This is a genomic window from Streptomyces sp. NRRL F-6676 (genome assembly GCF_000725625.1).
GTDB lineage: Bacteria > Actinomycetota > Actinomycetes > Streptomycetales > Streptomycetaceae > Streptomyces.
The window spans coordinates 148,722-160,725 of record NZ_KL647083.1 but is presented as its reverse complement, the minus strand read 5'-3'; the positions used below and the strand labels follow the sequence as shown (position 1 = coordinate 160,725).

Sequence of the window (12,004 nt, the reverse complement as noted above, 5' to 3'; positions counted from 1 at the left end):
TCATGCACCAGCTCACCTCCTCCCGCAGAGGACTGCTGTTCGGAGCCGCCGCCGTGTCCGCCGGTGCCCTCCTCACCGGCTGCACCAGCAACGACCCGGACGACGACGGCGACGGCAGGGCGGCCGCGAACGACGGCCCCGCCGCCGACGACAAGCCCGGCAGACGCGTCACCATCGGCTATGCGGGACCGCAGGCCGACCACGGCTGGCTCAACGCCATCAACGACAACGCCAGGAAGCGCGCCGAGAAGTACCCGGACGTCACCCTGGAGGTCACCGAGGGCTCCAACGACACCGCCCAGCAGATCGGCCAGATCGAGACGCTCATCAACAAGAAGGTCGACGTCCTGGTCGTCCTCCCCGCCGACGGCAAGGCCCTCACCCGGGCCGGGCTCGAGGCGATGCGCGCCGGCATCCCCGTCGTCAACCTCGACCGCGTCTTCGACTCGCCGCAGGCATACCGCTGCTGGATCGGCGGCGACAACTACGGCATGGGCCTCAACGCCGGCCACTACATCGGCGAACGGCTCAAGGACAAGGCGGACGCCAAGGTCGTCGAGCTGGCCGGACTGGACAACCTGGAACTCACCAAACAGCGCACGCAAGGGTTCGACGACGCCTTGAAGAACTACCCGAACATCAAGAAGGTGGCCCGCCAGGCCGCCGAGTTCACCGTCGAGTCCGGGCAGGCCAAGATGGCCCAGCTCCTCCAGGCCCAGCAGGACTTCGACGCGCTCTGGAACCACGACGACGACCAGGGCGTGGGCGCGCTGCGCGCCGTCGAGCAGGCCGGGCGGGACGACTTCCTGATGGTCGGCGGCGCCGGCGCGCTCTCCGCGTTCCAGGCCATCAAGGCGGACCGGGGCGTGCTGAAGGCGACCGTGCTCTACCCGCCGACGATGGCAGCCTCCGCGATCGACCTGGCCCGTGCGCTCGGCCAGGGCAAGGGCGTCTCCGGGCTCGCCGAGTTCGAGATCCCCGCGTCGCTGACCTGCTACTCGGCCGTCGTCGACAAGGAGAACGTCGACCGGTACATGTCCACGGGCTTCAAGTGAGGCGGCCGGCAGCGCCGCACCGGGCGCGCCGCGCCACGACGACGAGGAGGACAGCCGTATGAGGGAGCCGGGAGAGCCGGGGAAGCCGGGGAAGCTGGGAGAGCCTTGGGAGCCGGGGGGAACGGGGGAGGTGGGGGAGGTCGCCGGGGGGCGTGCCACCGCGGTGGTCGCGCGTCCCTCGGCGGCCGCGCCGCCGCTGCGGGTCGGCATGGTGGGCCACGCCTTCATGGGCGCCGCCCACTCCCAGGCCTGGCGTACCGCCGGGCGGGTCTTCGACCTGCCGCTGAACCCGGTCCCGGTCGCGCTCTGCGGGCGGAACGCCGACGCCGTACGCCTGGCCGCCGGCCGGCACGGCTGGGCGAGCACCGAGACCGACTGGCGGGCCCTGGTGGCACGCGACGACATCGACCTCGTCGACATCTGCACCCCCGGCGACAGCCACGCCGACATCGCGCTGGCCGCGCTCGCCGCCGGCAAGCACGTCCTGTGCGAGAAGCCGCTGGCCAACACGGTCGCGGAGGCGGAGGCGATGACCCGGGCCGCCGAAGAGGCGTACAGCCGGGGCCAGTTGGCGATGACCGGCTTCAACTACCGGCGCCTCCCGGCCACCGCGCTGGCCCGCCGCATGGTCGCCGAGGGGCGCCTCGGCCGACTGCGACACGTACGGGTGACGTACCTCCAGGACTGGCTGGTGGACCCCGGCGCCCCGCTGACCTGGCGGCTGCGCCGGGAACGCGCCGGGTCCGGCGCGCTCGGCGACCTCGGCGCCCACGTCGTCGACCTGGCGCAGTACCTGACCGGGGAGCGGCTCGCGGGCGTCTCGGCGCTCACCGAGACGTTCGTACGGCACCGGCCGCTGCCGGCGGCCACGACGGCCACCGGCGCGGGGCGGGGGCTCTCGGCGGGGCCGTCGGGGCCGTCGGGGTCTGCGGACGGTGCCACCGGCGAGGCGACGGACGCGGTCACCGGCGTGGCCATGGGCGAAGTCACCGGCGTGGCCACGGGCGAGGTCACCGTGGACGACGCCGCCGTCTTCACCGGCCGTTTCGCCTCCGGCGCCCTCGCCTCCTTCGAGGCCACCCGCTACGCCACCGGCCGCAAGAACTCCCTGCGCCTCGAACTCAACGGTGAGCGCGGCTCGTTGGCCTTCGACCTGGAGCGGCTCAACGAACTCTCGTACCACGACGGCACGGAGCCGGGGGAGCACGCGGGCTTCCGCCGCATCCTCGTCACCGAACCCGATCATCCCTACCTGGACGCCTGGTGGCCGCCGGGCCACGGGCTCGGTTACGAGCACACCTTCGTCCACCAGGTCCGCGACCTCGTCCACGCGATCGCCGAGGGCCGCCGCCCCGAGCCCTCCTTCGCCGACGGACTGCGGGTGCAGCGCGTGCTCGCCGCCGTCGAGGAGAGCGCCGCGAAGAACGCCGTCTACACCCGGATACCCACCTCCGTACCCGACCCGACCGCCCCTTGAGGAGGCTGAGCAGCGACATGCCGCGCGACTTCACGCTCTTCACCGGCCAGTGGGCCGACCTGCCCCTGGAGGAGGTCTGCCGCCACGCCCGCGACTTCGGCTACGACGGCCTCGAACTCGCCTGCTGGGGCGACCACTTCGAGGTCGACAAGGCCCTGACCGACCCCTCCTACGTGGAATCCCGTCACCAGCTCCTCGACAAGTACGGCCTGAAGTGCCGGGCCATCTCCAACCACCTCGTCGGCCAGGCCGTCTGCGACGCGCTCATCGACGAACGCCACCGGGCCATCCTGCCCGCCCGCATCTGGGGCGACGGCGAGCCGGAGGGGGTCAGACGGCGCGCGGCCGACGAGATCGCGGACACCGCGCGGGCCGCCGCCCGCTTCGGCGTCGACACCGTCGTCGGCTTCACCGGCTCGTCCATCTGGCACCTGGTCGCCATGTTCCCGCCCGCGCCCGCATCCATGATCGAACGCGGTTACGAGGACTTCGCGGACCGCTGGAACCCGATCCTCGACGTCTACGACGCGGAGGGCGTGCGGTTCGCCCACGAGGTCCACCCCGGCGAGATCGCCTACGACTACTGGACCACCCGGCGGGCCCTGGAGGCGGTGGACCACCGCCCCGCCTTCGGCCTGAACTTCGACCCCTCGCACTTCGTCTGGCAGGACCTGGACCCCGTCGGCTTCCTGTACGACTTCCGCGACCGGATCTACCACGTCGACTGCAAGGAGGCCCGCACCCGCCTCGACGGCCGCAACGGCCGCCTCGGCTCCCACCTGCCGTGGGGCGATCCCCGGCGCGGCTGGGACTTCGTCTCGGCCGGCCACGGGGACGTGCCCTGGGAGGACGTCTTCCGCATGCTGCGCTCCATCGACTACCGGGGCCCCGTCTCCGTCGAGTGGGAGGACGCCGGCATGGACCGCGTCCAGGGCGCACCGGAGGCCCTCGCCAGACTGCGGACGTACGACTTCGAGCCACCCTCCGCCGCCTTCGACGCCGCGTTCGCCCACTGACCGCCCCACCCGGCCCCCGCCCCCGGTCCGCCCCCTCCACCCGACGGATACGCAGGTGAAAGGCACCGCCAAAGCTTGGTATTGTTGTCCGTGTCGCCGCGGGGCCCCACCCCGGCCGGGCGACGGACACCTCGTCCGGGTGGCGGAATGGCAGACGCGCTAGCTTGAGGTGCTAGTGCCCTTTATCGGGCGTGGGGGTTCAAGTCCCCCCTCGGACACTTATTCGATCGACGTGATCGGCACACCTGCGAGGGCCTCGACCTTACGGTCGCGGCCCTCGTCGCATGTGCGGGTCGTCCTCGGGGAGCCAGACGTCCGGGGCGTCCAGGCCGAGGTCGCCGATTCCCTCCGTGAGGGCGTCGACGGTGCGCAGTACCGCCTCGCGGGTCTCGTCGCGGCGCCACACCAGTGACCACGTCCAGTAGATCCTCGGTGCGGCGACGGGGCGGGCGACCAGGTCGGGTGGCAGCGGGGCCGTCTGGGACTTGGGACAGTTGAGGATCGGGCGGGGCGAGCGGCGGACGTGGTCGTAGAAGGCCGGTCCCGTGATGCCGCCGTCGGTGATGCGGACCGCGCGGGCGCCGGTGGCCCGGGCCAGTTCCCCGGCGTAGACGTTCCACGACGACCACGTCGTGACGTCGCTGTCCAGCAGGGCGACGACGTCCCGGGCGCGCACCTCCTCGTCCGGCAGCCGGGTGGCCACCGCGTACAGGCGGTCCGCGCCGATCGGCCGCGCCTCCAGCCCGCGCTCCGCCAGGTCCCGGCGGCGGACCCAGCACACCGCGAGGTCGAGGCTGCCGTCCGCGACCCGGGCCGCCTGGGTGTGCGAGGGCGCGACCCAGGTGTCGACGTGCACCCGCGCCCCGGCCGGCGTACGGGCGGTCAGGTCCGGCGGCAGCCAGTTGACGTGGCCGAGCCGGACGATCTCCGAGCCGGCGATCCTGGCGGCGCGGCCGCGCAGGTCGTCGGCGCGCTCCAGCAGGTCGTGGACGTGCGGGAGCAGGGCCGCGCCGGCCGGGGTGAGGGCGACCGAGCGGCGGTCGCGGTCGAAGAGCCGCACGCCGAGGTCCCGCTCCAGCGCCTTGATCTGCTGGGACAGGGACGGCCCCGCGATGAGCAGCCGCTTCGCGGCCCGGCCGAAGTTCAGCTCCTCGGCCACCGCGACGAAGTACCGCAACTGACGCAACTCCACGGAGGTCATCGTACGGACCCGCGCGGGCGGGGCTCCGGTCCGGACCCTCGGCCCGACCTGTCCGCTCCCACCCGAAGGCACAGCCTCCCACCGCAGGTCAGAGGGGGTGCGTCGGCGGACCGGTGAAGGGAAGTGCGGGAGGGCATCGGCGCCGGGCTCGTCCAGGCGTACCGCAAGCTCGGTCACGCCGTCGTCGCCACCTCGCGGACCATCGCCGCCGCCGACGGGAGGTCGCCGGCGGCGGCCACGCGCGCGGCCGTGGCCGGGTCGGCGATGTCGCCCCGGACGGTGACGCGATCCGGGTCCGGGCCGCACCCGTACGGGGTCCGTGGGAGGTTCGGCCTCCCAGCAGGGAGGAAGCCGGTCCTGGCGCTCGCCGGGGCCGGCGGCCCACCCTTGGGGCCATGGCAAGCAGGCAGCAGGACCGCGGAACCGGCGCCGCCCCCGCCCCCGTCCGCACGCGTGCCGCGGGCGGCGGCGCGCGCACCCCGTGGCTCCACGTCGCCCAGGCCGGGGCCGCGCTCGCGACCGGCATGGGCGTCGGACGGTTCGTCTACACACCGATCCTGCCGCTGATGCAGGCACAGGCCGGACTCTCCGCCGGCACGGGCGCCGACCTCGCCACCGCCAACTACGTCGGCTATCTGGCCGGGGCACTCGCGGGCACGTTCCTGCCGCGGCTGGTGCGCTCCCCGGCCGTACTGCGCGGCGCGCTCCTCGCCCTGGTCGCCTCGCTCGCCGCCATGCCGCTGACGCACAGCACGACGGTGTGGCTGCTGCTCCGGCTGGCTGCCGGCGTCTTCAGCGCGCTGATCTTCGTCATCTCCGCGAGCTCCCTGCTCAGCCATCTGCGGGAGCACCCGGCCCACCTGCCGGGCTGGGCGTTCGGCGGGGTCGGCACCGGCATCGCCCTGTCGGGGCTGCTGGTCCTCGTACTCCGCTCGGCCGGCGACTGGCGGACCGCCTGGTGGGCCGCCGCCGCCCTGGCCGCCGCGCTGACCCTCGCCGCCTGGGGCCTGCGGCCCGAGCAGGCGGCACAGACGGCCGCCACGCCCGCCACCCCGGGGACCACACGGCCACCGCGCACCCATCCCTGGTTCGGCGCCCTGTTCGTGTCGTACACGCTGGAGGGCATCGGCTACATCGTCGCCGGAACCTTCCTGGTCGCGGCCATCGAGCAGAGCTCGCCCGGCTGGATCGGCAGCGGTGCCTGGGTGCTCGTCGGCCTGGCCGCCGTCCCCTCCTCCGCGCTGTGGGCCGGGCTCGGCCGGCGCTGGTCCCGGCCGACCCTGCTGGCGGCCGCGCTGCTCGTGCAGGCCGTGGGGATCGCGCTGCCCGCGCTGTCCCGATCGGTCGCCGCCGCGCTGCTCTCCGCGGTCCTCTTCGGCGCCACCTTCATCGGCGTGAGCACGCTCGCGCTGGCGACGGGCACACAGCTGCGCTTCCCGCGTGCCGTGGCGCTGCTGACCGCCGGGTACTCCGTCGGGCAGATCCTCGGCCCGCTCGCCGCCGCGCCCCTGCTGCACCACGGGTACCGTCGGGCGCTGGTCCTGGCGGCCGCGACCGTCCTGCTCTCGGCACTCGCCGCCCTGGCCCTGCGCATCCGCTTCCCCCACCACGTTCCGGCGCCGGACGGTCCCGTCCGCCTTCCGGCACCGGCTGCGGCGCGGCGCCCCAGGGACGGAGCACGACGGAGCTGACCGCCGTCAGGCAGTGGCTCCGGCCGCGCCGACCAGCTCCGCCAGCGCGTCCGCGAGCGCGTCGAGCCCCGGGCCGTACGGGCCGCCCGGTTCCGTCATGTAGACGTCGCGCCGGATCTCGATCATCAGTGCGGTGACCCGGGGGTCCCGCTCGTAGTACCGCAGGGGAACGTACGTTCCCTGGAACGGGCTGTCGATCCCCGTGCCGCCGAAGCGGGCGAAGGCCCGCTTCGCGTGGGCGAGCAGCGCGTCCGGGGTGTGGAAGGCGTCCCGGCCCAGGCAGATCGGCGGGCGGGGGCCGTCGCCGTGCAGTTCGTACGGCAGTCGCACGGTCGGGTACGAGTGCACGTCCACGATCACCGCCCGCCCCACGGCGGCCAGCCGCTCGGCGACGGCGTCGGTCATGGCGGCGGCGTAGGGACGGAAGTACGTCTCGACGAGCGGCCGTGCGTCGTACGGCTCCGGGCGGAGCTCTTGCCCGTGCGTGGTCCGCGTGTAGACCGCGCCCATGCCGACGGAGAGCATCTCCTCGCGCTCGTCCGGGAACCGCTCGGGGTCCACGACCAGCCGCGACAGCCGGTTGACGAACCGCCAGGGGGCGGTGGCGCAGCGGTCGGCGGTGGCGGCGGCGAGCTCCGCCGTGTGCGCGTCCGTGATGTGGTCCAGCTCGGTGCCGAGCGCGGCGTCGTCGAGCGTGATCCCGTGCCGTACGCCCTCCGGTATCGCGCGGGAGGAGTGGGGGACGTGGAGGATGACGGGGGAGTCGGGCGAACCCGGGAAGTACTGATGATTCTGGGGATGCATACGGGGTGACCCTCGGTGTGTGTCGTCGTGGTTCGTACGTCGAGGGGCAAGCACGCCCCCCGCCTCACCCGGCCCGGTGTCGTGCGGGGACCACACCCGATCAGGTGCGGTGATCATAGGACATGTCCGCCGCGCGCCCCCTTGCGTCCCGTCCGGGGGCCCGGGGGCGAGACTGAACGGAAGGGAAAACGGGGGAACACATATCGCGGAGGAGCGAGTCGCCCGTGGTCTACCTCTTCGGTCTGATCGCCGCCTGTCTGCTCGGCCTCGGCTTCGTGCTCCAGCAGCACGCCGCCGAGCGGGCGCCCGTCTCCGACATGCTCTCCTTCCGGCTGCTGTGGGACCTGGTCCGGGTGCCGCTGTGGCTGGGCGGCATCGGCTGCATGGTGGTGGGTCAGATCCTCAGCGCGGTGGCGCTCAGCAAGGGCGACCTGTCCAAGGTGGAACCGCTGCTGGCCACGAACCTGCTCTTCGCGATGGCACTGGCCCGCTGGATGAGCGGGGAGCGGCTGGGCGGCTCCGGCTGGAGCGGGGTGCTGCTGCTGAGCGGCGGGGTGGCCGCGTTCATCCTGGCCGGGCGGCCGACCGGCACCGACGCGCAGGTCGGGGCGTTGCGGCACTGGCTGGTGTTCGGCCTGGTGGTGGGCGTGGCGCTGGCGCTGATCGTGGTGGCGCGGCACCTGCCGTTCTTCGAGGAACCGCCGCTGCTGGCCGCGGCGGCGGGCGCGCTGTACGGGTTGCAGGACGCGCTGACCCGGGTCTCCAGCCAGATCATCGCCGACGACGGGATCCCGGCGCTGCTGGCGAGCTGGGAGCCGTACACGATCGTCGCGCTCGCGGTGACCGGGCTGATGCTGGTGCAGAGCGCGTTCGAGGCGGGGCCGTTGCGGATGTCGCTGCCGGCGCTGACCGCGGCGGAGCCGATCGCCGGGATCGCCTGCGGGATCGGCTTCCTCGGCGACCGGCTCCACACCGATCCGGCGGCCCTCGCCTGGGCGACGGCCGGCCTCGCGGCGGTCGTCACGGGGGTGTTCGTCCTCGCGCGCCATCCCGCGATGCCGGGGTCGGACGCGCGGGAGCGCGAGCCGGGGTGAGGGGTTCGGGGCTGGGGCTCGGGTTCATGTCCGGGTGCGGGTGCGGGTGCGGGTGCGGGTGCGGGTTCGTGTCCGGGTGCGGGTGCGTCGTGGCTGGTCGCGCCTGCGCGGCGGAGTCGCGGAGGGACGCAGCCCGGCGCACCTACGGGATGCCGGCCAGCACTGCCAGGGGGCGTAGGGGGGCGCCCGTGGCGCCCACCACGTTGAGCGGGGCGCCGATGAAGAGGAACTCCGCGGTGTGGGCCGAGGCCAGGGCCGCGGCCAGCTCCTCCAGCCTCATCACCTCGATCAGATGGATGCCGTGCCCGTGCAGCAGCAGGCGGTGGACCGGGAGCCCCGCGGGGCCCGGACCGGGCGGCCGGTGTTCGAGCGCGAGCGTGTCCGCGCCGACGGCCGCCACCTGCCTTTCGGCCAGCCATTCCGCGCCCGCCAGATCGAGGCCGGGCACGCCGGACGCGTCGCCGACGTAGGCACGCGCGTCCTCCCACAACTGCCCCCACCCGGTCCGGATCAGCGCCACGTCGCCGGGGCGCGGCTCGGGGCCGGCTTCCAGGTCGGCCACGCCGACGGCCGCCCCCGGCTCCAGGCGTGGGACCTTCCGGCTGCGCGGCACGTCGTACAGCACCCCGCGGCAGAACAAGGGACGTACCTGGTCGATGCCGTGACTCCGGTACCGGCCCGCCCGTACCGCGTCGGCGACGGGCAGGCCGCCGTGCAGCGTGCCGTCGACGGCCACATGGCTCAGCGCGTCCATGTGGGTGCCGACGTGCCCGCCCAGCACCATGATCTCGTGCGAACCGGTGAGTCCGTCGGGGTAGGGAACGTCGCCGTGGCGGTGGCGCAGCGCGAACTCGAACGGTGGGTGCGTGGGCGAGGACGGCATGCCGACCTCGAACGGTTGCGCGAGATCGACGACCGTGACGCCGTCAGCCAGCATGTCGAGCGGGGTCATGAACCTCAGCCTTTCTGATCGTTGCTTCGTCTGCCTGGTCTTCCTGGTCTGCCTGGTCCGCCCGACCCTCTTGGCCGAGCGCGCTCAGGTCCGTGCCCCGGCCTTCCCCGAGCGTCAGCACGGTCACCGCCGACACCAGCAGCAGGAGGACGACGTAACCGGTGAAGAACGCGGGTCCGAACATCTGGCCGACCCAGGTCTGCAAATAGGGGGCGGTCCCGCCGAACGCGGCCACCGCCACCGAATACGGCACCGCGAGCCCGGCGGTCCGAATGCGGGTCGGGAACATCTCCGCGTACGCCGCCGGGAGGATCGACACGCCCGCGCCGATGAAGACCATCGCGAGGGACATCGCGAGGCCCAACTGCACGGCGTTCCCGAGGTCGAGCGCCTGGAGGGGGAACAGTGTCGCGGCGGTGCCGAGGTGGCTGATCAGCATGACGGGGCGCCGTCCGACGCGGTCGGAGAGGGCTCCCCAGAGGGGGAGCACCGCGATGAGCACCAGGCTGGACAGGACGCCGGCCAGCAGGGCCGCCGTCGAGTCGAGGTGCCGTTCGGTGATGGCGTAGGCGGGCGCCGCGATGACCCAGGCGTAGTAGACGACGGTCGGGCCGACCGACATCCCGACCACCTGAAGGGCCGCGCGGCGGTGCCGGACCAGGTCGGCCCAGAACGGCTGCTCGCGCGTCGGCCGTTCCCCTCGCTGCTCCCCCTCCTCTTCCCGCTCCTCTTCCTGCTCCCGCTCCCGCTCCCGTTCCTGCTCCTGCTCCTTGACGAAGGCCGCCGACTCCGTGAGCGAACGCCGGACCCACAGCGCGACCACGCCCAGGACGCCACCGACGACGAACGGGATGCGCCACCCGTAGGCGAGCATGTCCTCGTGCGACAGCGTCAGCGACAGCACCAGCCCGAGCAGGACGCCGACCGCGTTGCCGCCGACGCTCGCGATGTAGATGAGGCTGGACCACAGGCCGCGTCGACGGGCGGGCGCCTGCTCGGACAAGTACGTCTGGGCGGAGGGGAGTTCACCGCCCGTCGCCAGCCCCTGGAGCACCCGGCACGACAGGAGGATCAACGACGCTCCCACGCCGGCCGTGGCGTAGGTCGGCGCGACGCCGATGAGCAGGCTCGCTGCGGCCATGCCGCCGACGGTGAGGCTCATCATCGGGCGCCGGCCGACCCGGTCGGCGAGCCGGCCGACGAGCAGTCCGCCGAGCGGCCGGGCCACGAAGCCGACGGCGAAGACGGCGAGGCCCGACAGGACGGCCGATCCCGCGGCGTCCCCGGGGAAGAACTGGCCGGCGAAGAACGGTACGAAGATCGTGTAGATACCCCAGTCGTACCACTCGAGCGCATGGCCGACGCAGATGCCGAACAGGGTGCGGCCGACGTGCCGCCGGCCGCCCGCGGAAGAGGTCGTGGTCATCGGTGCTCCTGCGGGGATGCGACGGGCAGGGTGAGTTCGGGGCGGCGCAGGGCGAGTTCCGCGAGCAGTGCGGCGCCCATGGGGAGCACCGTCTCGTCGAAGAGCGCCCGTCCGCTGTGGTTGAAGGGCGCGGTGTCCGGGGCCGCGCCGGCGGGCAGGGCGCCCAGGGCGACGAAGGCCCCGGGCACCTCGGCCAGTACCCGCGAGAAGTCCTCCGAGCCGGTGAACGGGTGCGGCAACGGGCTCAGCCGGTCCGCACCGAAGACCTCGGTGACCGTGCGCTCCGCGAAGGCGGTCTCGCCGGGATCGTTGACCGTCGCCGGGCGTTCCCGCGCGAACCGGACGTCGGCCTCGACGCCGTGCCCGGCGGCGATGCCCGCGAGGAGCTGCCGGACCTCGTCACCGATCCGGACGGCGGTCGCGTCGGAGAAGGTGCGCAGGGTCGCCTCGAACCGGGCCGTCGGTGGGATGACGTTGCGGCGTGTCCCGGCCCGCACCACACCCACCGTGAGGACGGCCGGATCGAACACATCGACCCGGCGGGTGACCAGCGTCTGCAACGCCGTGATCATCTCGGCCGCCACCGGCACCGGATCCCGCGTCAGATGGGGCGCCGAAGCGTGCCCGCCACCGCCGCGCACAGTGACGTCCAGGGACGAGGAGGAGGCCAGCATCGTCCCCGTCCGCAGGTGGAAGCCCTGCGGCAGGGTCGAGAACACATGCAGCGCGTAGGCCGCGCCGACCCGCTCGCCGGCCGCGTCGAGCACCCCCTCCGCCAGCATCGCCCGGGCGCCCTCCCAGCCCTCCTCTCCCGGCTGGAACATCAGTACGACGTCGTTCGCCAGGTCCGCCTGCCGGGCGGCGAGCAGCCGGGCCGCGCCGACGAGCATGGCGGTGTGCAGGTCGTGCCCGCAGGCGTGCGCCGCCTCCGCCGCGGTGGAGGCGAACGGCAGCTCCGTCTCCTCCCGCACCGGCACCGCGTCCATGTCCGCCCGCAGCAGCACCGGCGGCCGGCCGGGTGCCGCGGCGTGCCCGCGCAGCACCGCCGTGACGGAGGTGAGTTCCTTCCCCGTCGAGATCTCCAGCGGCAGGCCGTCGAGCGCGGCCAGCACCGCCTGCTGCGTATACGGCAGGTCCAGCCCGAGTTCCGGCCGCGCGTGCAGCAGCCGCCGGAACCGGATCAGCTCGTCCCGCATGGCCCGCGCGTCGTCCGGCACCGTCGTCGTCATGTCGTCCCGCACCGCCATTCCGTCCTCCGTGCATCCGGGGAGAGCGAGTATGCGATGCC

At 73.6% G+C, this 12,004-nt stretch carries 10 protein-coding genes, 1 tRNA gene and 1 pseudogene; 7 read left to right on the top strand and 5 right to left on the bottom strand.

Annotated elements, in window-relative coordinates; genetic code table 11:
* The first annotated feature begins 2 nt into the window (after positions 1 to 2).
* The 4 genes from IO29_RS32130 (at position 3) to IO29_RS32115 (ending at position 3,766) form a co-directional block, all read left to right on the top strand.
* Positions 3 to 1,055 (top strand): substrate-binding domain-containing protein, encoded by a 1,053-nt coding sequence (locus IO29_RS32130; protein WP_030378375.1) that lies wholly within the window; start codon positions 3 to 5, stop codon positions 1,053 to 1,055.
* A gap of 58 nt (positions 1,056 to 1,113) precedes the next feature.
* Positions 1,114 to 2,532, top strand: coding sequence for a Gfo/Idh/MocA family protein (locus IO29_RS32125; protein WP_420705337.1), 1,419 nt, complete (start codon positions 1,114 to 1,116; stop codon positions 2,530 to 2,532).
* 17 nt (positions 2,533 to 2,549) lie between these two features.
* Positions 2,550 to 3,548 (top strand): sugar phosphate isomerase/epimerase family protein, encoded by a 999-nt coding sequence (locus IO29_RS32120; protein ID WP_030378377.1) that lies wholly within the window; start codon positions 2,550 to 2,552, stop codon positions 3,546 to 3,548.
* Between the two features lie 133 nt (positions 3,549 to 3,681).
* Positions 3,682 to 3,766: transfer RNA gene (locus IO29_RS32115), tRNA-Leu, on the top strand.
* A 44-nt stretch (positions 3,767 to 3,810) separates the two neighbouring features.
* Here the strand turns inward: IO29_RS32115 and IO29_RS32110 are convergent.
* Entirely contained in the window at positions 3,811 to 4,749 is a 939-nt protein-coding gene (locus IO29_RS32110; RefSeq protein ID WP_030378378.1) for a LysR family transcriptional regulator, read from the bottom strand.
* Between the two features lie 123 nt (positions 4,750 to 4,872).
* On the opposite strand from IO29_RS32110, the pseudogene IO29_RS40285 reads away from it, so the two are divergent.
* Together IO29_RS40285 and IO29_RS32105 are read left to right on the top strand one after the other, a co-directional pair.
* Positions 4,873 to 4,966: pseudogene (locus IO29_RS40285) on the top strand (3-oxoacyl-ACP reductase); the annotation flags it as partial.
* A 307-nt stretch (positions 4,967 to 5,273) separates the two neighbouring features.
* The gene (locus IO29_RS32105) at positions 5,274 to 6,440 is read left to right on the top strand and encodes a YbfB/YjiJ family MFS transporter (RefSeq protein WP_051707269.1); all 1,167 of its coding nucleotides are present in this window, start codon (positions 5,274 to 5,276) and stop codon (positions 6,438 to 6,440) included.
* A 6-nt stretch (positions 6,441 to 6,446) separates the two neighbouring features.
* Here IO29_RS32105 and IO29_RS32100 read toward each other — a convergent pair whose 3' ends face one another.
* Complete coding sequence (locus tag IO29_RS32100; RefSeq protein WP_030378380.1) at positions 6,447 to 7,244, bottom strand: N-formylglutamate amidohydrolase; 798 nt, start codon at positions 7,242 to 7,244, stop codon at positions 6,447 to 6,449.
* A 224-nt stretch (positions 7,245 to 7,468) separates the two neighbouring features.
* Between IO29_RS32100 and IO29_RS32095 the strand changes: the two genes are divergently transcribed.
* Positions 7,469 to 8,338 carry a DMT family transporter gene (locus IO29_RS32095; RefSeq protein WP_030378381.1) on the top strand — a complete coding sequence of 290 codons (870 nt, stop codon included), beginning with the start codon at positions 7,469 to 7,471 and terminating at the stop codon, positions 8,336 to 8,338.
* Positions 8,339 to 8,480: 142 nt separating this feature from the next.
* Here IO29_RS32095 and IO29_RS32090 read toward each other — a convergent pair whose 3' ends face one another.
* The 3 genes from IO29_RS32090 to IO29_RS32080 are packed head-to-tail and all read right to left on the bottom strand — an operon-like array spanning position 8,481 to position 11,963.
* Complete coding sequence (locus IO29_RS32090) at positions 8,481 to 9,290, bottom strand: cyclase family protein (RefSeq protein ID WP_030378382.1); 810 nt, start codon at positions 9,288 to 9,290, stop codon at positions 8,481 to 8,483.
* Positions 9,265 to 10,716 carry an MFS transporter gene (locus IO29_RS32085; RefSeq protein ID WP_030378383.1) on the bottom strand — a complete coding sequence of 484 codons (1,452 nt, stop codon included), beginning with the start codon at positions 10,714 to 10,716 and terminating at the stop codon, positions 9,265 to 9,267. The genes IO29_RS32090 and IO29_RS32085 overlap by 26 nt, the downstream gene beginning before the upstream one ends.
* The gene (locus tag IO29_RS32080; protein ID WP_234307430.1) at positions 10,713 to 11,963 is read right to left on the bottom strand and encodes a M20 metallopeptidase family protein; all 1,251 of its coding nucleotides are present in this window, start codon (positions 11,961 to 11,963) and stop codon (positions 10,713 to 10,715) included. The genes IO29_RS32085 and IO29_RS32080 overlap by 4 nt, the downstream gene beginning before the upstream one ends.
* Positions 11,964 to 12,004 lie beyond the last annotated feature (41 nt).